This is a genomic window from Pseudomonas yangonensis, from assembly GCF_009932725.1.
GTDB classification, from domain to species: domain Bacteria; phylum Pseudomonadota; class Gammaproteobacteria; order Pseudomonadales; family Pseudomonadaceae; genus Aquipseudomonas; species Aquipseudomonas yangonensis.
Genome location: NZ_BLJU01000009.1, coordinates 1 through 23,898, shown reverse-complemented (window position 1 = coordinate 23,898; position 23,898 = coordinate 1). Strand labels below are relative to the sequence as shown.

The following is a 23,898-nucleotide window of genomic DNA, read 5'->3' as shown; positions in this document are numbered from 1 at the left end:
GGTGCCGCTGCGGTTGCAGCCGACTATCAGCGTTCGTGTACATAGGTACCCGGGGCGGCTTCGCCGGCCGGAAATTTCTTGTTGCCCAGGGCACGTGGAGCATTCTTGGTGTCGCCCGAGCGCTCGGCCAGCCAGCTTTGCCAATGCAGCCACCAGGAGTCGGCATGCTTGGTCGAGCTTTCCTGCCAGGCCTTCGGGTCCAGCGGCATCTCGCTATTGGTCATGTAGCGTGCCTTGGGGTTGCCTGGTGGGTTGAGAATGCTCTGGATATGGCCGCTGTTGGACAGTACGAATTCGCACTTGCCGCCGAACAAATGAGCCGACTTGTAGCAGGAATCCCAGGGCGTGATGTGGTCGGTGGTGCCGGCGACGACGAAGAAATCGCAGGTCACCTGCTTGAGGTCGATCGGTGTGCCGCACACCTCCAGCGCGCCCGGGCGGGTCAGCGGGTTGGTCTGGAACATTTCGATGAACTCGCCGTGCAGTGCGGCGGGCAGGCGTGTGGTGTCGTTGTTCCAGTAGAGGATGTCGAACACCGGCGGCTCGTTGCCCAGCAGGTAGTTGTTGACCCAGTAGTTCCAGATCAGGTCGTTGGGGCGCATCCAGGCGAACACCTTGGCCATGTCGCTGCCTTCCAGCACGCCGGCCTGGTAGGAGCGGCGCTTCGCGGCTTCCAGAGTCTTCTCGTCGGCGAACAGCGCCACCTGAGTGTCGAGCTGGGTGTCGAGCACGCTGACCAGCAGGGTCAGGGCATTGACCTTCGGCTGGCCGAGCGCGGCGTAGTGGCCGAGCAGCGATGCGGTGGTCAGGCCGCCGGAGCAGGCGCCGAGCATGTTGATGTCCTTGCTGCCGGTGATGGCGCAGATGACGTCGATGGCTTCCTTGAGCGCCTCGATGTAGGTGGACAGGCCCCACTCGCGCTGCGCCTTGGTCGGGTTGCGCCAGCTGACCACGAAGGTCTGCACCTGGCTGCGCAGGAGGAAGCGCGCCAGGCTCTTGTCCGGCGACAGGTCGAAGACGTAGAACTTGTTGATCTGCGGCGGCACCACCAGCAGTGGGCGCTCGTGGACGCTCTCGGTGACCGGCTTGTACTGGATCAGCTCCAGCACGTCGTTGCGAAACACCACGGCGCCCTCGGTGGTGGCCAGGTTCTTGCCGACCTCGAAGGCCTCCATGTTCACCTGACTCGGCATGCCGCCGTTGTGCACCATGTCCTTGGCCAGGTGGGAGAGACCATCGAGCAGGCTCTTGCCGCCGGTTTCGAAGAAGCGCTTGACCGCCGCCGGATTGGCCATGCTGTTGGAAGGCGCCATGGCTTCGGTCATCAGGTTGATCACGAAATGGCCGCGACTGGCGTCCTGCTCGGACAGCGAGCTGTGCTCGATCCAGTCGTGCAGTTCCTTGCGCCAGGCCAGGTAGGTCTGCAGGTAGCGGCGATATAGCGGGTTCTGGCTCCAGGCCGGGTCGGCGAAGCGGCGGTCGCCGTCCTCGGGTTTGAGCGCGGACTGGCCGAGCACGACGTTCTTCAATTCAAGGCCGAAGTGGGCGACGTGTTTGGCGCTGTGGAAGGGTTGTTTGAGCGCCTGAGCGAGCACCATGCGGGCAGAGGTCAAAAGATCCTTGCCGCGGATACCGATCACCGGGTTGAGTCCCAGGGTGTTTTCCGAGGCCTGGCGTTTCAGGTCTTCGTTATTCTTGTCACTCATCTACGACGCTCCAATGTCCTGAGTCGCGCACCGGCCGTGCTCGCGGCGAAACAAGGGCCAGGTACTGCTCGGGTTGCCGGGGGCGGATCGAGTCCGCGTCATGCATTGCATCTGGTTGGGCCAAATGCAGGGAACCTGCCAGTTCCTTGGTTACCCGAGTTTTTGCCGTTAGGCAAGCTGATCGATGGGGCAGGAGTATGCCGCGATAGTTTAGAAAAATCGTTCTAACTACCGGGTAAAGAGCAGCGGGGATAAGTGCGGGCGCTCTGCGGCGAGGCCTGCGCCCGGACTCAGAGCATCAGGCGTACGACGGACTCGTTGGGGTCGCGGGATTTGCCGGCGGCGCTGAGCTGCGCCAGGTAGTCGGCCCAGAGCTGGTCTTGCCGGGTGGCCAGCTCGTGCAGGTATTCCCAGGTGAACAGGCCGCTGTCATGACCGTCATCGAAGCACAGTTTCAGGGCATAGTTGCCGGCGGGTTCGATACGCTCGAGGCCGACATTGAGCTTGCCGGTCTGCAGAATCGGTTGGCCATGCCCCTGCACTTCCGCTGAGGGAGAGTGCACGCGCAGAAACTCGGCGCTGAGCGAGTAACTCTGCTCGCCGTAGCGCAGCTCCAGAGTCTTCGAGGCCTTGTGCAGTTTGATCGCGCTGGGGATGGGCATGGCTGATTTCCGTGATCTTATTTAGGCGCTACGCCCAGTTGAGTGATTGCGCCCTCCTGTAGGAGCGGCTGGGCGGCATTCCGCTTCAGCCGCGAAATTCGCGGATAAATCCGCTCCTACAAAAATGACGCCGGCCACCGGCGACCAGATCCTGCGCCGGGATTTACAGAATATACCGCGACAGGTCTTCGTCCTGCGCCAGTTCGCCGAGGTGGCCGTCGACGTAGGCCGCATCGATGCGAATCGCTTCGCCGTGCTGCTGGCCAGCCAGATCGGAGGCGGTGAAGGACACCTCTTCCAGCAGGCGTTCGAGCAGGGTGTGCAGGCGACGGGCACCGATGTTCTCGGTCTTCTCGTTGACCTGCCAGGCGATCTCCGCCAGGCGCTTGATGCCATCTTCGGCAAATTCGATATTCAGCCCTTCGGTCTTCAGCAGTGCGCTGTACTGCTCGGTGAGCGAAGCGTGCGGCTCGCTGAGGATGCGTTCGAAATCCTGCGGGCTCAGGGCCTTGAGCTCGACGCGGATCGGCAGGCGGCCCTGCAGCTCGGGCACCAGGTCGCTCGGTTTGCTCAGGTGGAAGGCGCCCGAGGCGATGAACAGGATATGGTCGGTCTTGACCATGCCCAGCTTGGTGTTGACCGTGCAGCCCTCGATCAGCGGCAGCAGGTCGCGCTGTACGCCTTCACGCGAGACGTCGGCACCGCCGGCGTTGGCGCGTTTGGCCACCTTGTCGATCTCGTCGATGAAGACGATGCCGTGCTGCTCGACAGCCTCCAGCGCGCGGGCCTTGAGTTCTTCCTCGTTGACCAGGCGCGCAGCCTCCTCGTCGCGTACCAGTTTCATGGCATCGGCGACCTTGAGCTTGCGGCTCTTCTTCTTGCCCTTGCCCATGCTGGAGAACAGGTTCTGCAGCTGGTTGGTCATCTCCTCCATGCCCGGCGGGGTCATGATCTCCACACCCATGGGAGCGTCGGCCACTTCGATGTCGATTTCCTTGTCGTTCAACTGACCTTCGCGCAGGCGCTTGCGGAACAGCTGACGGGTATTGGAATCCTCGCTGCGCGCCGGCTCGTCGCCGAAGCCCTGGCGCGCGGGCGGCAGCAGGGCGTCGAGGATGCGCTCCTCGGCGGCGTCCTCGGCGCGGTGACGGACCTTGGTGATCTCCTGTTCGCGCAGCATCTTCACCGCGGCATCGGCCAGGTCACGGATGATCGACTCGACGTCACGGCCAACGTAGCCGACTTCGGTGAACTTGGTGGCTTCGACTTTCAGGAACGGCGCATTGGCCAGCTTGGCCAGGCGGCGAGCGATCTCGGTCTTGCCGACGCCGGTCGGGCCGATCATCAGGATGTTCTTCGGCGTCACTTCCTGGCGCAGCTCGGCCGGCAGCTGCATGCGCCGCCAGCGGTTGCGCAGCGCGATGGCGACGGCGCGCTTGGCGTCGTCCTGGCCGATGATGTGGCGGTTGAGTTCGTGGACGATCTCGCGGGGCGTCATGGACATGGAATCTGGCTCGCTATCGAATCGGTATGCAGAACGGACGTCACTCGGGGGCGTCCAGTTCCTCGATGGTCTGGTGATGATTGGTGAAGACGCAGATATCGCCGGCAATACCGAGCGCGGTCTCGGCCACTTCACGGGCGGACAGGTCGGTCTTCATCAGCAGTGCGCGTGCGGCCGCCTGGGCGAAGTTGCCGCCGGAGCCCATGGCGATCAGGCCTTCTTCGGGCTCGACGACGTCGCCGTTGCCCGTGATGATCAAGGATGCGTCCTTGTTGGCCACAGCCAGCATGGCTTCCAGGCGGCTCAGGCTGCGGTCGGTACGCCAGTCCTTGGCCAGCTCGACCGCGGCGCGGACCAGATGGCCCTGATGTTTCTCAAGCTGCCCTTCGAAGCGCTCGAACAAGGTGAAGGCGTCGGCGGTAGCGCCAGCGAAGCCGGCCAGCACCTGGCCGTGGTAGAGGCGGCGCACCTTCTTGGCGTTGCCCTTCATGACGGTGTTGCCGAGGGATACCTGGCCGTCGCCTGCCATCACGACCTTGCCGTGGCGGCGCACTGAAACGATGGTGGTCAAGGGTGAATCTCCACGCTGCGGGGCGAACTTGCCCGGATGGAAACTCAGATGGGGTGCCCGCCGCGGCTTTTCAACCAGCGGCGGATCAAACGGTGATCAGCGGACCTGACGCTGCTGTAACAGCAGGTTGCTGTAGCCGTTGCCGGCCAGGGTCTTCTGTGCCGCCGCCAGTTGCTCGCGACTGGCGAAGGGGCCGACCAGTACGCGGTGCCAGGTCTCGTCGCGTACCTTGCCGGTTTCCACGCGCACGTTCTGCCCGAGCAGAATGATCTGCGCGCGCACGGCATCGGCATCGTCGCGTTTGCGGAACGAGCCGGCCTGGAGGAAGAACTGCGTGGTCACCGGCGCGCTGGCCAGCACCGGTGGCGGAGGCGGCGGCACCTGGCCGTTGAGCGCGGCTTCGGCGCGCGCAGTGTCGATCTTCGCGGCTTCTTCCGGGGTGACCGGCTTCTGCTCAGGTGCCGGTGGCGGCGTTTCCTCCAGTGCTTGCGGCAGGATCACTTCCGACTCCGGCAGCAGGGTGTAGAAGTCGTATTTGGGCCTGGCCGGCTCGGGCTGCGTCGGCTTCGGTTCGGGCTTGGTGCTGCGCACCTGCTCGCCCTTGTCGCGCTTGATCTCGTCACGGCCCGGTTCGAGGCTGAACAGGAACATGAAGAAACCACCGACCACCAGGCCGCAGGCCAGCCAGATCCAGCCCGGTACGGGCTTTTTCGCCGGGGCCTGATAGCGACTGGCGCCGCGTTTCGGCGCCGGCTTCTTGCGCGCTGCCATTTACATCCGCTCCAGAGTTTCCAGGCCGAGCAGCTCCAGGCCCTGCTTGAGGGTGCGGCCGGTCAGGGCAGCCAGGCGCAGACGGCTGTCGCGTGTGGCTTCGCTCTCGGCGCTGAGGATCGGGCAGTTCTCGTAGAAGCTGGAGAACAGGCCGGCGATGTCATACAGGTAAGCGCACAACATATGCGGCGTGCCTTTCTCGGCGACATTGCCGAGCAGCTCGCCAAACTGCGCCAGTTTGCCAGCCAGTGCCTGTTCCTGATCGGCGACCAGGGAGATCTGCCCGCCGATTTCATCCACGCCCTTGCCCAGCTTGCGGAAGATGCTGGCGACACGGGTGTATGCATACAGCAGGTACGGCGCTGTATTGCCTTCGAAGCTCAGCATCAGGTCGAAGTTGAAGCTGTAGTCGCTGGTGCGATGCTTGGACAGGTCGGCGTATTTCACCGAGGCGATGCCGACCACGCGGGCTATCTGGCGCAGCTCGTCCTCGTCCAGTTCCGGGTTCTTGTCCTTGACCAGGCTGTAGGCGCGCTGTTCGGCTTCATCAAGCAGTTGCACCAGTTTCACGGTGCCGCCGTCGCGGGTCTTGAATGGGCGGCCGTCCGGGCCATTCATGGTGCCGAAGCCCATGTGTTCCATTTCCATGCTGGACGGGACGAAGCCGGCCAGGCGTGCGCAGGCGAAGACCATCTGGAAGTGCAGGGCCTGGCGCTGGTCGACGAAGTACAGCACGCGGTCGGCCTTGAGCACGCCTGCGCGGTAGCGGGTGGCAGCCAGGTCGGTAGTGGCGTACAGGTAGCCGCCGCCAGCCTTCTGCACGATCAGCGGCAGCGGGTTGCCTTCGGCGTTCTTGAACTCGTCCATGAACACGCACTTGGCGCCATTGTCCTCGGTCAGCAGGCCCTTGGCGGCGAGGTCGGCGACCACCTGTGGCAGGTCGTCGTTATAGGCGCTCTCGCCCTTGACGTCGGTCATGGAGAGCTTGACGCCGAGGCGGTCGTACAGCGCCTGGCAGTGCGACAGGGAAATGTCGTTGAAGCGATGCCACAGACGCAGGCACTCGGCGTCGCCGGCCTGCAGCTGGACCACCAGTTCGCGGGCGCGGTCGGCGAACTCGGGCGACTCGTCGAAGCGTTTCTTGGCCGCGCGGTAAAAACCTTCCAGGTCTGCCAGCTCGCTCTCGGCGGCTGCCGGGTTTTCCTGCATGTAGGCCAGCAGCATGCCGAACTGGGTGCCCCAGTCGCCGACATGGTTCTGACGGATCACCGTGTCACCGAGAAACTCCAGCACCCGCGCCACGCCGTCGCCGATGATGGTCGAGCGCAGGTGGCCGACGTGCATTTCCTTGGCCAGGTTGGGCGCGGACAGATCGACCACCACGCGCTGCGCCGGGCCGTTCTTGCGCACGCCAAGTTTGGCATCGGCCAGTGCCGCTTCCAGACGCTGTGCCAGGGCATCACTGTTCTGGAAGAAGTTGAGGAAGCCGGGGCCGGCGATTTCCACCTTGGTGATCTGCTCGTCGGCCGGCAATGCTGCGATCAGCTTTTCGGCCAGGTCGCGCGGCTTCATGCCGGCCGGTTTGGCCAGCATCATGGCGATGTTGCTGGCGAAGTCGCCGTGACTCTTGTCCTTGGTGTTCTCCACCTGGATGACCGGCGTCAGGCCTGCAGGCAGCACGCCTTCGGCGGTCAGGCGGTCGAGGGCTTGCTGGATCAGGTGGCGAATGCTGTCTTTCATGTTCGGCTCGGGTTGCCTTGGGGCTTTGGTCGAAAACTGCGCATTATAGGAGTAGCTGCAGGTTGCAGGCCACAGGCTTCAGGCAAAGCGATCGGCCTGTGGCCTTCAGCTTGCAGCCTGAGGCCTAGAAAAGATCGATCGGGTCGACATCCAGCGACCAGCGTACCGCACGGCCACTGGGCATTTGCTCCAGCGCATGCAGCCAATGGTTGAGCAGGCGGTGTAGCGGGGCGCGGGCATTGCCCTGTAGCAGCAGTTGCGCGCGAAAGCGTCCGGCGCGGCGTTCCATCGGCGCCGGTACCGGGCCGAGCAGTTCGATGCCGGACAGCCCCAACTCACCCAGCAGGTGCTCTGCCTCGCTGCAGGCCTCATCGAGGAAACTTTCTGCCTGGCCGGGCTTGTGCGCTTCGGCGCGCAGCAGGGCCAGGTGGCAGAACGGCGGCAGGCCGGCACTGCGGCGCTCGCTCAGCGCCTGCTCGGCGAAGGCGAAGTAGCCCTGTTCGGTCAGTTGCACCAGTAGCGGATGGTCGGCCAGATGGCTCTGAATGATTACCTTGCCCGGCTCCTCGGCACGCCCGGCGCGGCCGGCAACCTGCACGATCAGCTGCGCCATGCGCTCGCTGGCGCGAAAATCCGCCGAGAACAGGCCGCCATCGGCGTCGAGGATCGACACCAGCGTCACCCGTGGGAAGTGGTGACCCTTGGCGAGCATCTGGGTGCCGACCAGGATGCACGGCTCGCCCTTGTTGATGGTGGTGAACAGGCGATCCATGGCGCCCTTGCGCGAGGTGCTGTCGCGGTCGATGCGCAGCACCGGATAATCGGGGAACAGCAGCGCCAGGCGCTCTTCGGCACGCTCGGTGCCGGCGCCGACCGGGCGCAGGTCGACGTGCTGGCATTTCGGGCAGTTGCTCGGTTGCTTCTCGACGTGGCCGCAGTGGTGGCAGCGCAGCTCCTGATAACGCTGGTGCACGGTCATGCGCGCATCGCAGCGTGGGCACTCCGATAGCCAGCCACAATCGTGGCAGAGCAGGGTCGGGGCGAAGCCGCGGCGGTTGAGAAACACCAGCACCTGCTGGCCGGCCGCCAGGGTCTGGGCGATGGCCTGCTGCATCGGTCCGGAGATGCCCGAGTCCAGTGGCCGGCTCTTCACGTCCAGGCGCAGGAAGCGTGGCTGGCTGGCGCCGCCGGCGCGCTGGGTCAGCTTGAGCAGCGCGTAGCGGCCGCTGTGGGCGTTGTGCAGACTTTCCAGCGAGGGCGTGGCCGAGCCGAGGACGATGGGTACGTCTTCCTGGCGCGCGCGAACCAGTGCGAGGTCACGGGCGTGATAGCGCAGACCTTCCTGCTGTTTATAGGAGGCGTCATGTTCTTCGTCGACGATGATCAACCCAGGGTTCTTCATCGGCGTGAACAGTGCCGAGCGGGTGCCGATGATGATGTCGGCCTCGCCATCGCGCGCGGCTAGCCAGGCATCGAGGCGATCGCGGTCGTTCACCGCCGAATGCAGCAGGGCGATGCGTGCGTTGAAGCGGCGGGCGAAACGGTCGAAGGTCTGCGGGCCGAGGTTGATCTCGGGGATCAGCACCAGGGCCTGCTTGCCGGCTTGCAGGCATTGATGGATCAGTTGCAGGTAAACCTCGGTCTTGCCGCTGCCGGTGACGCCAGCGAGCAGAAAGGCATTGAACTGGTTCCAGCCCGACGCCACGGCATTCACCGCCGCGCGCTGTTCGGCGTTCAGCGGCAGTTCCGGTTGCGCCAGCCAGTGCGCAGGCTTGGGATGAGGCTGGGTGCGGCGCACCTCTACCCGTACCAGCCCCTTCTCATGCAGTAATTGCAGGCTGTCGCGGTTGAGTTGCAGCTGGCTGAGCAGGCTGTGGGCCACGCCGTGCGGGTGCTGTGCCAGTGCCTTGAGTGCGTCGCGCTGGCGCGGAGCTCGGGCCAGCCGTGGGTCGTCGACACTGGCGCCTTTGCTGGCCAGCCAGTAACGCTCCTGGCGAGTTTCGGCCGGCTCGCCCTGGCGCAGCAGTACCGGCAAGGCCCAGCTCAGGGTGTCGCCGAGGCTGTGTTGGTAGTACTGCGCTGTCCACAGGCACAGTTTGAACAGCGGCGCCGGCAGCGGTGGGCGAGCATCGAGCAGTTCCAGGGCGGGCTTGAGCTTGTCGAGTGGGACTTCGCTCTGGCTGTCGACTTCCACCAGCACGCCGATCATCTCGCGGCGGCCGAAGGGCACGCGCAAGCGTACGCCTGGCTGCAAGGCACTGCGCGACACGCCAGCGGGGGCGAGGTAGTCGAACAGGCGGCGCAGCGGCGAGGGCAAGGCAAGGCGCAGGATCAGGTTGGGCAAGCCAGGAGCTCCTTTGACAGGCCGGCGATCTTAGCACGCGACGGCCGGCACCTTGCGCAGCTTGCATCGTGTCGGGTGTCTGGTAAGATGCGCGGCCTATTTCTGTGCGGTGCCTGACATTGGTCGGGTGGCGGCACGACTACCCCGAGGAAAGCACCATGAAAGCCGATATCCATCCGAACTACGTCGAGATCGACGCCACCTGCTCCTGCGGCAACGTGATCAAGACCCGCTCCACCATTGGCAAGAACCTGAGCCTGGACGTTTGCTCCGAGTGCCACCCGTTCTATACCGGTAAGCAGAAAGTGCTGGACACCGGCGGCCGTATCGATCGCTTCAAGCAGCGCTTCGGCGTATTCGGCGCCAAGTAAGCGACCGAACGATAACGGAAACTGGCATGCGCCACTCCGTGATACTGAAAAAGGCGTCCCTGGTGGGCGCCTTTTTCGTTTCTCTGCTTTGTGCCGGCCTGGCCCAGGCCTTCTGTCCGCAGCGTGCCGATCTTGCTCAGGTCGCCGTGCGTCAGGTGGTCGATGGCGACACGGTGCGCCTGGTCGACGGGCGCAGCATTCGCCTGATCGGCATCAACGCCCCTGAACTGGGGCGCAAGGGGAACAGTGACGAGCCTTTCGCTGTGCAGTCCAAGCGGCGTCTGCAGGCGCTGGTCGATGCCAGCGATGGGCGTGTCGGCCTGCTTTACGGCAAACAGCGCAAGGACCGCTACGGGCGCACCCTGGCGCATCTCTATGATCGCCAGGGACGTAATCTCGAAGCGCAATTGCTGAGCGAAGGCCTCGGTTTCATGGTCGCGGTGGCGCCCAATGCTGTGCTGGCCGGCTGTCAGGCACAGGCCGAGCGCCAGGCGCGGCTTCAGCGCCTCGGCCTATGGCGCGCCGATCAGGTGAAATCGGCCGGTCAGCTGAAAGGTGGCGGTTTCGCCCTGCTCGGCGGCCGGGTTGTCGAGGTGCAGCGCAATCGTGGCGGTTTGTGGATCGATCTCGATGGTGGTCGGGTGCTGCGCGTGGCGCCTGAACTGCTCGGCGAGTTCGACCTCCCGGCTTTGCAGAAACTCAAGGGGCGGCGGGTGGAGGCGCGTGGCTGGGTCATCGACCGCCAGAGCCGCGGCGGCTTGAAATCCGGGCAGGCGCGCTGGATGCTGCCGCTTACCCATTCGGCGATGCTGGAGGTGTTGCCATGATTCGTGCATTGATGCTGTGTCTGTGCTGCAGCTGGTTGGCCGGTTGTGCGGTCAATCCCGCGACCGGTCGTACCGATTTCGTGATGATGAGCGAGCGCCAGGAGCTGGATCTCGGCGCGCGCTACAACCAGGAAATCCTCAAGCAATACCCGCGCTACGAGGATGCCAAGCTGCAGGCCTACATCCAGCGCGTTGGTGAGCGGGTGGCGCGTAGCAGTCACCGCAATCAGCTGAACTATGTCTTCACCCTGGTGGACAGCCCGGACGTCAATGCCTTCGCGCTGCCGGGTGGCTACATCTATATCCACCGTGGCCTGCTCGCCTACCTCAACTCCGAGGCGGAGCTGGCTGCCGTGCTGGGCCATGAGGTGGGTCACGTGACGGCCCGCCACAGCGTGCGCCAACAGAGCCAGTCCACGGCCTGGGGGCTGCTCGGCCAGGCTGCGGCCATCGGTACCGGTGTCGGTGCGGTGGGCGATCTGACCAATGTGATGGGCAATGCCTTCGTGCGCGGCTACGGGCGCGACATGGAGCTGGAGGCCGATGGCCTGGGCGCGCAGTACCTGGCGCGCAGCGGCTACGACCCGCAGGCGATGATCGAGGTGGTCAAGGTGCTCAAGAGCCAGGAGGACTTCGCCCGCGAGCAGGCCGCCAGGCGTGGCGAAGCACCGACAGCGGGCGGCTATCACGGCTTGTTCGACACTCACCCGGACAACGATAGACGCCTGCAGGAAGTGATTGGTCCTGCGCGCGCGCTGGCCGGCGGCAACCAGGAAGTGGGTCGCGATAATTTCCTGCAGATGCTCGACGGCCTGGTGTTCGGCGATTCGGCCGCCAGCGGGATTCGCCGCGGGCGCAACTTCTACCATGGCGAGCTGGATTTCACTCTGAGCTATCCGCAGGGCTGGCAACTGGTCAATCGCCCGGATGTGCTGATCGGCCATACCCCGGATGAGCAAGCCTTCATCGCCATGACGCTGGAAGCGGCGGACAAGCAGCTTTCGCCCGCCGAATTCCTGCGCAGACGCGTCGGCAATCAGCGGCTGGTCGCCGGCGAGGACCTGCGCCTGGGGACGCTGCAGGGCTACACCGCAGTGTTGCAGGGGCAGTCGGCGCGGCGTGTTGCGGTGATCTACCGCGGCGACAATGCGTACCTGTTCGTGGCAGCGGTGAAGGGGCGCGCTTCGCTGGAAACCGAGGACCAGCGTTTCCTCGAGGTGATCCGCAGCTACCGGCCCCTGAAGCCTGCCGAACGCAAGCTGGCCGAGCCGGTGCGCCTGCATCTGGTGAAGGCCAAGGCGGGGCAAAGCCTGTCCGTTCTGGCCACGGATTTACCACTGACGACTGATGGCGAGGCGCAGCTTCGGCTGCTCAACGGGCTCTATCCGAAGGGTGAACCGCGCCCTGGCGAGTGGCTGAAAACGCTGCGCTAGCGCGGCGCTTCAATCGCGACCGAACGGTCTTGTGCAGGTGTATACAACTTGCGTATCCTCGGCCGCCTGCCCGTTCAACAGCCAACAAAAGCGGAAATGCCACTATGTCAGATCTAAAAACTGCCGCTCTCGAATATCACGCTCAGCCCCGCCCCGGTAAGCTGAGCGTCGAGTTGACCAAAGCCACTGCCACTGCCCGCGATCTGTCGCTGGCCTACAGCCCGGGCGTTGCCGAGCCGGTTCGCGAAATCGCGCGCGACGCCGAGTTGGCCTACCGTTATACCGGTAAAGGCAACCTGGTCGCCGTTATCTCCGACGGTACCGCTATTCTCGGTCTGGGTAATCTCGGCCCGCTGGCTTCCAAGCCGGTGATGGAAGGTAAAGGCGTACTGTTCAAGCGTTTCGCCGGTATCGACGTGTTCGATATCGAAGTCGATTCGGAAAGTCCGCAGGCTTTCATCGACACCGTAAAGCGCATCTCCATCACCTTCGGCGGCATCAACTTGGAAGATATCAAGGCCCCCGAATGCTTCGAGATCGAGCGCGCACTGATCGAGCAGTGCGACATCCCGGTCTTCCACGATGACCAGCACGGCACCGCGATCGTGACCGCCGCCGGTATGCTCAACGCCCTGGAAATCGCCGGCAAGACCCTGGAGGAGGCGAAGATCGTCTGCCTGGGCGCTGGTGCTGCTGCCATCTCCTGCATGAAGCTGCTGGTGAGCATGGGGGCCAAGGTCGAAAACATCTTCATGATCGACCGCAAGGGCGTGATCCACGCTGGTCGTGACGACCTGAACCAGTACAAGGCTGTGTTCGCCACCGAGACTGACAAGCGCACGCTGTCCGACGCGCTGGAAGGTGCTGACGTGTTTGTCGGTCTGTCCGGTGCCAACCTGCTGAGCCCGGAAGACCTCAAGCGCATGGCAGCCAACCCGATCGTGTTCGCGTGCTCCAATCCGGACCCGGAAATCAAGCCGGAGCTGGCGCACGAGACCCGTAATGACGTGATCATGGCAACCGGTCGTTCCGACTACCCGAACCAGGTCAACAACGTGCTGGGTTTCCCCTTCATCTTCCGCGGTGCTCTGGACGTACGCGCCACCCGCATCAATGAAGAGATGAAGATCGCCGCTGCCCTGGCACTGCGCGATCTGGCCAAGCTGCCGGTGCCGCAGGACGTGTGCGACGCCTACGGTGGCATCAAGCTGGAGTTCGGTCGTGAGTACATCATTCCGAAGCCGATGGATCAGCGCCTGATCACCGTGGTTTGCGATGCCGTGGCCAAGGCTGCCATCGAGTCCGGCGTGGCAACTCTGCCGTATCCGAAGCACTATCCGCTGAAGTCGGTGGATGACGTGTTCAACGGCTGATCAGCCGAACAATAAAAAACCCGCTTCGGCGGGTTTTTTATTGTCATCTTGGCTACAGGCTACAGGCTACAGGCTACAGGCTACAGGCTACAGGCTACAGGCTACAGGCTACAGGCTACAGGCTACAGGCTACAGGCTACAGGCTACAGGCTACAGGCTACAGGCTCTTGCCTGCCGCTTGCAGCCTGAGACTTGCCGCCGCTCCTAGAACAGATCGATCGGCGCCATCTCGTCAGCGGGCAGCGGGCTACCGGGAGCGCCCATGCCGGGCTCGAACTCGCTCATCGGCGGCGGCGAGTCCTCGCTCTTGAACAGTTCGAAGTACGCATCCGGCGTGCCAGGCGCGGCGGCGCGGCCGCTGACCGGATCGACGCGCAGGGTCAGCAGGCCCTTGGGTTCCTTGGGTAGATGGTTGGGGCGGTCCTTGAGCACCGCACCCATGTAGTTCATCCAGATCGGCAGGGCCACGGTGCCGCCATACTCGTGCCGGCCCAGGCTTTCCGGCTGATCGAAGCCAGCCCAGACGGTGGTCACGTAGTCGGCGTTGTAGCCGGAGAACCAGCTGTCCTTGGACTCGTTGGTGGTACCGGTCTTGCCCGCCAGGTCGTTGCGCCCCAATGCCAGGGCGCGGCGACCGGTGCCGCGCTTGATCACATCCTGCAGCATGCTGGTCATGATGTAGGCCGTGCGCTCGTCGATGATCTGCTCGGCCACCTTGGGTTCTTCCAGAGGCAGATCGTCGGTCGCGTTCACCGTCAGGTTGGCATTCTCTTCGGTCGGCTCGCTGCCGGGGACGCGCGCCGGGTTGGCGCGGAACAGCAGCTTGCCGTTGCGATCTTCGATGCGTTCGATCAGGTAGGGCTCGATCTTGTAGCCGCCGTTGGCGAAGGTGGCCCAGCCTTCGGCGATTTCCATCGGCGTCAGGCTGGCGGTGCCGAGGGCCAGCGACAGGTTGCGTGGCAGGTCCTGCGGGGCGAAGCCGAAGCGTTCGATGTAGCGCAGGCTGCGGTCGATGCCCATGTCCTGCAGCAGGCGGATCGAGACCAGGTTACGCGACTTGTAGAGCGCCTCGCGCATGCGAATCGGGCCGAGGAAGGTGTTGTTGTCGTTCTTCGGCCGCCACTTCTGCGACAGGTAATCGTCGGAGAGGATGATCGGTGCATCGTTGACCAGTGTCGCCGCGGTGTAGCCGCTATCCAGTGCCGCGCTATAGATGAAGGGTTTGAAGCTGGAGCCCGGCTGACGCTTGGCCTGTACGGCGCGGTTGTAGTTGCTCTGGTCGAAGGCGAAACCGCCGACCAGTGCCTGGATGGCGCCGCTGTAAGGATCGAGGGAAACCAGCGCGCTTTGCGCCGCCGGCACCTGGGTAAAGCGCAGGCTACCATCCTCCTGGCGCTGCACGCGCACGATATCGCCGACCTGGGCGACGTCGCCGGGCTGTTGCGGACGCGGACCAAGACTGTTGGTGTTGAGGAAGGGGCGTGCCCATTTCATGCTGTCCCACGCCACGGCCTGTTCTTCGCCGTTGCGGGTCAGCACCAGGATGCCGCTCTTCTCCACCTGGGTCACCACTGCAGGCTCCAGGCCACCGATACTGCGGAATTTGCCCAGTTCGGCAAGCCAGTTTTCGCGGGTCATGCCTGGCAGGCGGCTCTCGGGGCCGCGGTAGCCGTGGCGCTGGTCATAGGCGATCAGCCCGTCACGCAGCGCGGTGTTTGCTACTTCCTGCAATTGGCTGGGCACGGTGGTGGTGACGTTGAAACCTTCGGTGTACGCCTCGCTGCCGTAGCGACCGACCATCTCCGCTCGCGCCATCTCGGCTATATAAGGTGCGCTCAGTTCAGGTGCAGGCACGTGGTAGCGGGCATCGACTTCTTCGGCCAGGGCTTGCTCGTAGCTGGCCTGGTCGATGCGGCCAAGGCGATACAGGCGGCCGAGAATCCAGTCGCGGCGTTCCTTGGCGCGTGTCGGGTTGACCAGCGGGTTGTAGCGCGAGGGGGCTTTCGGCAAGCCGGCGATCATCGCCATCTGCGCCAGATTCAGGTCGCGGATTGACTTGCCGTAGTACACCTGAGCGGCGGCTTCGATGCCGTAGGCGCGGTGACCAAGATAGATCTTGTTGACGTACAGTTCGAGAATCTCGTCCTTGCTCAGTTCGCGCTCGATCTGCAGGGCCAGCAGGATCTCGGTGGCCTTGCGCGAGAAGCTGCGTTCGCTGGTAAGGAAGAAATTCTTCGCCACCTGCATGGTAATGGTGCTGCCGCCACTCTGAATCTGACCGCTTTTCAATAATTGCGTGGCAGCGCGCATCAGGCTGGTCACATCGACGCCATAATGGTTGGCGAAATTATCGTCTTCTGCGGCCAGCAGGGCGCTGATGAATTCCTTGGGGATCTCGTCGAAACGAATGGGCGAGCGGCGCATCTCGCCGAACTCGGCGATCAGCTTGGCATCGCTGCTGTAGACGCGCAGCGGGATCTGCAACTGGACCTGACGCAGCGACTCGACGGACGGAAGGGTCGGGCTAAGATAAAGAAACGCACCGCTGAAACTGAGCAACAGCCCACAAAAAACGGCAACGAAAGACCACCAGATGAACTTCAGCAGGCGTATCAAAATGTTCGGAATTCCAAGTAAAAGAATGAGTTAAGCAGGAGTCGTGGCACAAAGGGAAAAGCTGATCACATTATAAGCGTTTTTTTTCCCGGGGAGCCATTTGCGCTTCTGTCAAGACTGATATTTAATGTGGAAAAACATAAATAGTCCGTAAGTCGCGGATGCCAATAGGAAAACGGTCGTGCTAGGGCTCTTCACTAAGAAAGCGAATACGCTGCTGGGGATCGATATCAGCTCGACTTCGGTCAAGCTCCTCGAACTGAGTCGCTCGGGAAGCCGCTACAAGGTAGAGGCATACGCAGTCGAGCCGCTTCCGCCAAATGCAGTGGTCGAGAAGAACATCGCCGAGCTGGAGGGGGTCGGTCAGGCGCTCTCTCGCGTGTTGGCCAAGGCCAAGAGTGGCGTCAAGACGGCAGCCGTTGCCGTTGCCGGGTCGGCTGTCATCACCAAGACCATCGAAATGGAAGCTGGGCTTTCCGAGGATGATCTGGAAAACCAGCTGAAGATCGAGGCCGATCAGTACATCCCCTATCCGCTGGAAGAGGTCGCCATCGATTTCGAGGTGCAAGGCCCTGCGCCACGCAATCCAGAACGGGTGGAGGTGCTGCTGGCAGCATGCAGAAAGGAGAACGTCGAGGTGCGCGAGGCCGCCTTGGCGCTCGCCGGGCTTACCGCGAAGGTGGTCGATGTCGAGGCCTATGCGCTTGAGCGAGCCTATGGTCTGCTGGAGGCTCAGCTGGGCGGTGATCATGACGATCTGACGGTGGCGGTGGTCGATATCGGTGCGACCATGACCACGCTCAGCGTTCTGCATAACGGTCGCACCATCTATACACGCGAACAGCTTTTTGGCGGCAAGCAACTGACCGAGGAAATTCAGCGCCGTTACGGCCTTTCGGTCGAGGAAGCTGGTTTGGCCAAGAAGCAAGGTGGTCTCCCAGACGACTACGACAATGAAGTATTGCAACCGTTCAAAGAGGCAGTCGTTCAGCAGGTCTCGCGCTCGCTGCAGTTCTTTTTCGCGGCCGGCCAGTTCAATGACGTTGATTACATCCTCTTGGCGGGTGGTACCGCGTCCATTCCTGATCTCGATCGGCTGATTCAGCAGAAGATCGGTACTCAGACGCTAGTGGCCAATCCCTTTGCCGACATGGCGCTGAGCAGCAAGGTCAATGCCGGAGCGCTGGCCAGCGATGCGCCGGCATTGATGATTGCCTGTGGTCTGGCGATGAGGAGTTTCGACTGATGGCGCGGATTAACCTACTTCCCTGGCGCGAGCAGCTGCGAGAAGAGCGCAAGCAGCGGTTTCTGGTAAGCCTTGCTGGGGTTTTCATCGTCGCAGCCGGCTTGGTTTTTCTGGGTGACCAGTTGCTTAACGCGGCGATTAGCAACCAGAACGCCCGCAATGAATTCATCAAGAAAGAAATTGCTGTTCTGGATGCGCGTATCAAAGAAATCAGTGAGCTGAAAACCCGCCGGCAGCAGCTGCTGGAGCGCATGAAGATTATTCAGGATCTTCAGGGTAATCGCCCGATCATTGGTCGCGTCTTCGATCAGTTGGTCAGGACGTTGCCGGATGGAGTTTACTTCACCAGTGTCAAGATGACAGGCAAGAATATTGCGATTGTCGGTGCTGCCGAATCTAACAATCGAGTTTCCAATCTGATGCGTAATTTAGACGGTTCTGAGTGGTTAGCGTCGCCTAATCTAACTGAGGTCAAGGCCGTGACGGCGGGCGCTTTGGATCAGGCGAACGTTTTCCAGCTAACGGTCCAGCAGACACAGCCTGGTCAGGAACAAGCGGAGGCTGCGCAATGAGCATTAAAAGTTCTCTGGAGGGCCTGCGGAGCGTCGATTTAAATGATCTCGACATGAATAATGTTGGGTCTTGGCCGGCCGCTGTTAAGTTTATAGCTGGCGTTTTGCTGCTCATTATTGTGCTTGGTTTGGGCTACAACTTTCATTTGAAAGACCTGCAGAGCATGCTGGAGCAACGCCAGAGCGAGGAGGCGACGCTAAAACAGCAGTTCTCCACCAAAGCCTTTCAGGCTGCCAATCTGGAGGCGTACAAAGAGCAAATGCAGGAGATGGAAGTATCCTTCGGTGCGCTTTTGCGGCAATTGCCTAGCGATACCGAGGTCCCAGGGCTGTTGGAGGACATTACCCGCACAGGGTTGGGCAGCGGCTTGGAGTTCGAAGAAATCAAATTGCTGCCGGAGGTCGCTCAGCAGTTTTATATCGAACTGCCTATTCAGATAAAAGTCAGTGGCGGTTATCACGACCTCGCAACATTTGTCAGTGGCGTGGCTAGCCTGCCTCGTATCGTAACTTTGCATGATTTTCAGCTGGCGCCGGCGAGCGCTGATAGTGCCAGTCGCCTGAGTATGCAGATTATGGCGAAGACCTACCGTTACAATGATAAGGGGGCTCAATAATGGGTTTCTCTCGCTTGTTTTTGGTGGTCGGTGTATTGGCTCTTGCCGGCTGTGGCTCCAGTGGCGATTTTGCTGATCTGCGCAGTTACATGGACGAGGTCCGCGCCAAGCCGAAAGGCGCTATCGAACCTCTGCCAACATTCCAGCCTTATGAAAGCTTTACCTATCGTGCCGCATCGTTGCGCAGCCCTTTCCAGCCGCCGGTAAAAATCGACGTAGTTGCCAGGCAAAAAGGCTCCCAGGAAATCAAGCCCGACGAGTCCCGGGTCAAGCAGTTTCTCGAGGGATTCAATATCGAAACCTTTGAGATGGTGGGCACGCTCAGGAATGATCGTGAGCTCTTTGCTTTGGTCAATGGGGCTGGCGGTGTACACCGTGTCAAAGTGGGCGATTACCTGGGGCGTAATCACGGCAAGATATTGGCGATCGATGAATCCAAGATCGACGTGATGGAGATCGTGCCGGATGGCGAAGGTGGCTGGCTTGAGCGACCACGCAGCCTTTCCTTGAAGGAGCGCTCCTGACGGAGCGGTGTGAAAAATGAATACAAATAATCTGTCTGCCAAACGGGATACGAAAATGAATGGCTCTCTTTCGCGTCTTAGTGTCGCCCTGATGGCGGTGCTGCTGTCGCCCGCAGTATTGGCGGCTAACTTACAGGGTCTGGATGTTGCCAGTTTGCCCGGTGATAGGGTTGAGTTGAAACTGTCCTTCGACGAGCCGGTGAATGCTCCCCGAGGCTATACGATCGAGCAGCCAGCTCGCATCGCCCTGGATCTTCCCGGTGTGTCGAACAAACTGGGCTCCAAGAACAGAGAGCTGGGCGTCGGAAATGCGCGCAGTGTGACCATCGTCGAAGCCAAGGACCGTACCCGGCTTATTGTCAATCTGACCAATCTGGCGCCTTACAGCACGCGTGTCGAAGGTAACGATCTATTCGTTCTGGTCGGTGACACTTCTGCCGCGGCTTCCCGTCCGGCTGTTGCGCCTGCCGTCGCTAGCTCTGCACCAGCGAAGAAAACTTACGGTCCGCAGCCCAAAGCGATTAGCAATATCGATTTTCAGCGGGGTGAGCAGGGTGAAGGGAATGTCGTAATCACGCTTTCCGACAAGTCAGTCGCGCCCGATATTCAGGAGCAAGGCGGCAAGATTCGCCTCGATTTTGCGAAGACCGAACTGCCCGAGTCTCTGCGGGTACGTCTCGATGTCAAGGATTTTGCGACTCCGGTGCAGTTTGTCAGCGCCACAGGCAGCGCGGATAAGTCGAGCATCGTGATCGAACCCGTTGGTCTTTATGATTACCTGGCTTACCAGACCGAAAACACCCTGACCTTGAGTGTCAAGCCCCTCTCTCAGGACGATGTCGAGCGGCGGAAGGCTGAGCGCTTTGCTTATACCGGGGAAAAGCTGTCGCTCAACTTTCAGGACATCGACGTGCGTTCGGTCCTGCAGCTGATCGCTGACTTTACCGATCTTAACCTGGTGGCAAGTGATACCGTCGCCGGCAATATCACGTTGCGCCTGCAGAATGTCCCTTGGGACCAGGCGTTGGACCTGGTATTGAAGACCAAGGGGCTGGATAAGCGTCAGGTTGGTAACGTCCTGCTGGTCGCGCCCGCTGATGAAATCGCTGCGCGTGAGCGGCAGGAACTGGAGTCGCAAAAACAGATCGCCGAGCTGGCTCCGCTGCGTCGTGAGTTGATTCAGGTTAACTACGCGAAGGCGACCGATATGGCCAAACTGTTTCAGTCGGTGACCAGTGCCGATGGTGCGGCCGATGATCGCGGTTCCATCACTGTTGATGACCGTACCAACAGCATCATCGCCTATCAGACCCAAGATCGCTTAGATGAGCTACGCCGTATCATCGCTCAGCTCGATATTCCAGTGCGTCAGGTGTTGATTGAAGCGAGGATCGTTGAAGCCAATGTCAACTACAACAAGGCCCTTGGGGTTCGCTGGGGGGGCAGTGTCCGTAATGGTCGTTGGGATGTGAGTGGTAAGGATGGTGTGCAGGCGTTCGATGAGGATACAGGTCAGCGAGTCGGTTTCGTTGGTACCGATGAGATAGGGAATACCACGCTTGATGATGGCCTTGCGCGCTTGCCGTTCGTTGATATGGGCGTTAACAACAGCACATCAGGTATTGCAATCGGCTATCTGGGAAGTAGTGTGGTGCTTGATCTTCAGCTATCTGCTATGGAAGCGACCGGTAACGGTGAAGTCATCTCGCAGCCAAAGGTAGTCACTTCCGACAAGGAGACGGCGAAGATTCTGAAAGGGCAGGAAGTTCCATATCAGGAAGCGAGTTCCAGTGGCGCGACGAGTACCTCCTTCAAAGAGGCAGCGCTGTCTTTGGAAGTGACTCCGCAGATCACTCCAGATAACCGCATCATCATGGAAGTTAAGGTTACAAAGGATGCTCCCAACTTCCAGGCCGCCATTAACGGTGTTCCGCCAATTAATAAAAACGAGGTCAATGCCAAGGTGCTGGTTAACGACGGGGAGACCATCGTGATTGGTGGCGTGTTCGAGAACACGCAAACTAGGGCTACCGAAAAGGTTCCCTTCCTGGGCGATCTGCCGTTCATCGGTCGTGTTTTCCGCCGCGATGTCGTTACTGATGATAAGGCCGAGTTGCTCGTTTTCATCACTCCGCGCATCATGAACAACCAAGCCATTGCCGTGAATCGATGATCTAAGTGCGCAATGTAATCCTCGTAGGCCCGATGGGAGCTGGAAAGAGCACCATCGGGCGTTTGCTTGCCAAAGAGCTGCGTTTGCCTTTCAAGGACTCCGACAAGGAGATTGAGCAGCGTACCGGTGCCGATATTCCCTGGATCTTCGATGTTGAGGGGGAGCAGGGTTTTCGTGAGCGAGAGCAGGCGGTGATCGCCGAGCTGTCGCAGCAGGACGGCCTTGTGCTGGCCACTGGTGGTGGGGCGGTCATGCGTCCGGAGAACCGCCAGGCGCTGCATGCTGGTGGACGAGTCGTCTACCTGCATACGTCCGTGGAGCAGCAGATCGATCGTACGTCGCGTGATCGTAATCGTCCGTTGTTGCGCACGGCTAATCCGGCCCAGGTACTCAGGGATCTGATGGCTATGCGCGACCCTCTCTACCGGGAGGTTGCCGATATCATCATCGAGACCGACGAGCGTCCGCCGCGTATGGTGGTTCAGGAAATTCTCTCGCGTCTGGAAGCTTTGTCGCCCCGTTAAAGCGTGGGGCGAACTGCGCTATCCTAGTGGCCTTTTTATTCTGGGGGCCTCATGCAGACTCTTCACGTTGATCTCGGCGAGCGCAGCTATCCCATTTATATCGGGGATGGCCTGCTGGCACGCCCCGAGTTGCTCACTCGTCATATCGCCGGGCGGCAGGTGGCAGTGGTCACCAATGAAACCGTTGCGCCTCTGTATCTTGAAACGCTGATGCGCTACTTGGATGGCTTCAAGGTCGCTTCGGTGGTGTTGCCTGATGGTGAGGCGTTCAAGAACTGGGAAACTCTGCAACTGATTTTCGATGGTCTGCTGAAGGCCCGACATGATCGGCGTACGACCGTTATCGCTCTTGGTGGTGGTGTGATTGGTGATATGGCGGGCTTCGCAGCTGCCTGTTATCAGCGGGGTGTGGATTTCATTCAGGTACCGACGACTCTGCTGTCGCAGGTGGATTCCTCGGTAGGTGGCAAGACGGGTATCAATCACCCGCTGGGCAAAAACATGATTGGTGCCTTCTATCAGCCCCAGGCGGTGCTGATCGATACCGCCAGCCTGCATACGTTGCCGGAGCGCGAGTTGTCCGCCGGTTTGGCCGAGGTCATCAAGTACGGTCTGATCTGTGACGAGCCTTTCCTGGCTTGGCTCGAGAGCAACATGGATGCTCTGCGCGCGCTGGATGGCGCTGCACTGACCTATGCCATCGAGCGTTCCTGTGCGGCCAAGGCACGAGTGGTGGGCGCCGACGAGCGTGAGTCTGGAGTACGCGCCACCCTGAATCTGGGACACACCTTCGGTCATGCCATCGAGACCGAGCAGGGTTATGGGGTGTGGCTGCACGGTGAAGCCGTTGCCGCCGGAACGGTTATGGCGCTGGAAATGTCTTATCGACTCGGCTGGCTGTCGGCGGCGGATCGGGACCGTGGCGTGCGCCTGTTGCAGGCTGCCGGACTGCCAGTGGTGCCGCCGCGAGATATGACGCCGGAACAGTTCCTGGAGCATATGGCGGTGGACAAGAAAGTTCTCGACGGCCAACTGCGCCTTGTCTTGCTCAAGCGCCTGGGTGAGGCGGTAGTGACTGCGGATTACCCGCGTGAAATTCTCGACGCCACGCTGCGCAGCGACTACGCAGCACTGGCTCAGTCGTCCAACTCTTGAAGAGCGATTCATGACCAGTTTGCATGCTGACGAAGCTTTCCTGGCCCATTACCAGTTCAGTCACGACCCCTTTGCCCCGCGAGTGCCTGGCTTCAAGTTCTTCCCGGCTCAACGTAAGCCTGTGCTGGGGCAGTTGCATCACCTTGCGCGCTACAGTCAGCTGCTGCTGGCGGTAGTCGGGCCTGAGGGTAGCGGCAAGACGCTGCTGCGTCAGGCCTTGGTTGCCAGTACCAACAAGCAGGCGGTGCAAAGCATCGTGATTGCTCAGGGCGTGACGGGTAGCGAGGCGTTGTTGCGTCAAATAGCGCAGGGCTTGTCCATTACCCAGGCGGATGTTCGCTCGATTCTGGCGCAGGTCGGGCAGCTGGCGCTGACAGGTCAGGAAGTTTACCTGCTGATCGATGATGCTGATCAGTTGGATGATGTCGCGCTGAAGAATCTGCTGGTGCTCGCAGCGGGCGGCGATGAAGGGCGTCCGCATGTCTTCCTGTTTGCCGAGCATGAATTGCTGGCTCGGCTGGAGGCGCTGGCGGGCGGCGAAGAGTGCTATCACGCGATCGAGCTTCAGCCCTATGCCGAGGAGGAAACGCGCGAGTATCTTGCGCTACGTCTGGAGGGGGCAGGGCAGGACATCGCGCTGCTGACCGATGAGCAGATCGAGGACATTCATGCGCGTTCTCAAGGTTGGCCGGGTGCGATCAATCACGAGGCGCGTGAATTGCTGGTCGAACAAATGCTTGCACAGCGCGCAGCTGGGCGTAGCGCTGCGGGTGGAGGCTTCGCATTGCCGAAGAAGCATCTTCTGGCGCTTGCGGTGGTCCTGGTGGGTGTCGCTGCCGCCTGGTTCATGCAGGGGCGCGAGTCGTCCCCATCTGCGCCGGTAGCCAGCAATACGTCGCTGCCCTTGCAGTCCTCCGCTCCGGCCGTTGAGTCTGAAGAGCCCGCGCAGGCGCCTGTGACAGAGAGCCGCGCGCCCGCCATCGAGTTCGCGGGTGCCAGCCAGCCGCTGCCTTTACCGCTGGTGGGCGAATCACAGACCGTGATTCGCCAGCCTTTGGCCGAAGCGGCAGGTGAGGAGCTGGATAATTTCGAACCGCCGGCTTCGCCTGAGCCCTCGACAGTGACGCTGCCATCGGCTCCAATCGCTGCTGCACCTGCACCTGCACCTG

20 protein-coding genes are annotated in these 23,898 nt (G+C 61.5%); 12 read left to right on the top strand and 8 right to left on the bottom strand.

Annotated elements, in window-relative coordinates; translation table 11 throughout:
• Window positions 1-26 precede the first annotated feature (26 nt).
• The 7 genes from phaC to GYB81_RS12775 form a co-directional block, all read right to left on the bottom strand.
• Window positions 27-1,706, bottom strand: a complete 1,680-nt coding sequence (gene phaC, locus GYB81_RS12805; protein WP_161897845.1) for a class II poly(R)-hydroxyalkanoic acid synthase — start codon at window positions 1,704-1,706, stop codon at window positions 27-29.
• Window positions 1,707-1,996: 290 nt separating this feature from the next.
• A complete protein-coding gene (locus tag GYB81_RS12800) occupies window positions 1,997-2,368 on the bottom strand; it encodes a gamma-butyrobetaine hydroxylase family protein (RefSeq protein WP_161868055.1) in 372 nt (123 codons plus the stop codon).
• Window positions 2,369-2,531: 163 nt separating this feature from the next.
• Complete coding sequence (gene hslU / locus GYB81_RS12795) at window positions 2,532-3,872, bottom strand: ATP-dependent protease ATPase subunit HslU (protein ID WP_161897844.1); 1,341 nt, start codon at window positions 3,870-3,872, stop codon at window positions 2,532-2,534.
• A gap of 40 nt (window positions 3,873-3,912) precedes the next feature.
• Window positions 3,913-4,443, bottom strand: coding sequence for an ATP-dependent protease subunit HslV (gene hslV / locus GYB81_RS12790; RefSeq protein WP_024306625.1), 531 nt, complete (start codon window positions 4,441-4,443; stop codon window positions 3,913-3,915).
• Between the two features lie 96 nt (window positions 4,444-4,539).
• Window positions 4,540-5,214, bottom strand: coding sequence for an SPOR domain-containing protein (locus GYB81_RS12785; protein ID WP_024306626.1), 675 nt, complete (start codon window positions 5,212-5,214; stop codon window positions 4,540-4,542).
• Window positions 5,215-6,954 (bottom strand): arginine--tRNA ligase, encoded by a 1,740-nt coding sequence (gene argS / locus GYB81_RS12780; RefSeq protein ID WP_161897843.1) that lies wholly within the window; start codon window positions 6,952-6,954, stop codon window positions 5,215-5,217.
• 124 nt (window positions 6,955-7,078) lie between these two features.
• The gene (locus GYB81_RS12775) at window positions 7,079-9,298 is read right to left on the bottom strand and encodes a primosomal protein N' (RefSeq protein WP_161897842.1); all 2,220 of its coding nucleotides are present in this window, start codon (window positions 9,296-9,298) and stop codon (window positions 7,079-7,081) included.
• 158 nt (window positions 9,299-9,456) lie between these two features.
• On the opposite strand from GYB81_RS12775, the gene rpmE reads away from it, so the two are divergent.
• The 4 genes from rpmE (at window position 9,457) to GYB81_RS12755 (ending at window position 13,302) form a co-directional block, all read left to right on the top strand.
• Window positions 9,457-9,669, top strand: a complete 213-nt coding sequence (gene rpmE / locus GYB81_RS12770) for a 50S ribosomal protein L31 (protein ID WP_024306629.1) — start codon at window positions 9,457-9,459, stop codon at window positions 9,667-9,669.
• 26 nt (window positions 9,670-9,695) lie between these two features.
• A complete protein-coding gene (locus GYB81_RS12765; RefSeq protein WP_161897841.1) occupies window positions 9,696-10,496 on the top strand; it encodes a thermonuclease family protein in 801 nt (266 codons plus the stop codon).
• Window positions 10,493-11,929, top strand: a complete 1,437-nt coding sequence (locus tag GYB81_RS12760) for a M48 family metalloprotease (protein ID WP_161897840.1) — start codon at window positions 10,493-10,495, stop codon at window positions 11,927-11,929. Before GYB81_RS12765 ends, GYB81_RS12760 begins: the two co-directional genes overlap by 4 nt.
• Before the next feature lie 104 nt (window positions 11,930-12,033).
• A complete protein-coding gene (locus GYB81_RS12755; protein WP_161867615.1) occupies window positions 12,034-13,302 on the top strand; it encodes a malic enzyme-like NAD(P)-binding protein in 1,269 nt (422 codons plus the stop codon).
• A gap of 204 nt (window positions 13,303-13,506) precedes the next feature.
• Here GYB81_RS12755 and GYB81_RS12750 read toward each other — a convergent pair whose 3' ends face one another.
• Window positions 13,507-15,915, bottom strand: a complete 2,409-nt coding sequence (locus GYB81_RS12750; protein ID WP_438810710.1) for a penicillin-binding protein 1A — start codon at window positions 15,913-15,915, stop codon at window positions 13,507-13,509.
• 184 nt (window positions 15,916-16,099) lie between these two features.
• Between GYB81_RS12750 and GYB81_RS12745 the strand changes: the two genes are divergently transcribed.
• The 8 genes from GYB81_RS12745 to GYB81_RS12710 all read left to right on the top strand — a co-directional run.
• Window positions 16,100-17,164 (top strand): pilus assembly protein PilM, encoded by a 1,065-nt coding sequence (locus tag GYB81_RS12745; protein WP_161864624.1) that lies wholly within the window; start codon window positions 16,100-16,102, stop codon window positions 17,162-17,164.
• Entirely contained in the window at window positions 17,164-17,736 is a 573-nt protein-coding gene (pilN, locus tag GYB81_RS12740) for a type 4a pilus biogenesis protein PilN (RefSeq protein WP_161864625.1), read from the top strand. The genes GYB81_RS12745 and pilN overlap by 1 nt, the downstream gene beginning before the upstream one ends.
• Window positions 17,733-18,353, top strand: coding sequence for a type 4a pilus biogenesis protein PilO (pilO, locus tag GYB81_RS12735; RefSeq protein ID WP_161864626.1), 621 nt, complete (start codon window positions 17,733-17,735; stop codon window positions 18,351-18,353). Before pilN ends, pilO begins: the two co-directional genes overlap by 4 nt.
• Window positions 18,353-18,877 carry a type 4a pilus biogenesis lipoprotein PilP gene (gene pilP, locus GYB81_RS12730; RefSeq protein WP_161864627.1) on the top strand — a complete coding sequence of 175 codons (525 nt, stop codon included), beginning with the start codon at window positions 18,353-18,355 and terminating at the stop codon, window positions 18,875-18,877. Before pilO ends, pilP begins: the two co-directional genes overlap by 1 nt.
• A gap of 55 nt (window positions 18,878-18,932) precedes the next feature.
• On the top strand, window positions 18,933-21,050 hold the full coding sequence (locus tag GYB81_RS12725) for a type IV pilus secretin PilQ (RefSeq protein WP_161865069.1): 2,118 nt from the start codon (window positions 18,933-18,935) through the stop codon (window positions 21,048-21,050).
• 5 nt (window positions 21,051-21,055) lie between these two features.
• On the top strand, window positions 21,056-21,574 hold the full coding sequence (gene aroK, locus GYB81_RS12720; RefSeq protein ID WP_161864628.1) for a shikimate kinase AroK: 519 nt from the start codon (window positions 21,056-21,058) through the stop codon (window positions 21,572-21,574).
• Between the two features lie 51 nt (window positions 21,575-21,625).
• On the top strand, window positions 21,626-22,729 hold the full coding sequence (aroB, locus tag GYB81_RS12715; RefSeq protein WP_161864629.1) for a 3-dehydroquinate synthase: 1,104 nt from the start codon (window positions 21,626-21,628) through the stop codon (window positions 22,727-22,729).
• A gap of 10 nt (window positions 22,730-22,739) precedes the next feature.
• A partial coding sequence (locus GYB81_RS12710) for an AAA family ATPase (protein ID WP_161897839.1) occupies window positions 22,740-23,898 on the top strand: 1,159 nt, incomplete at its 3' end.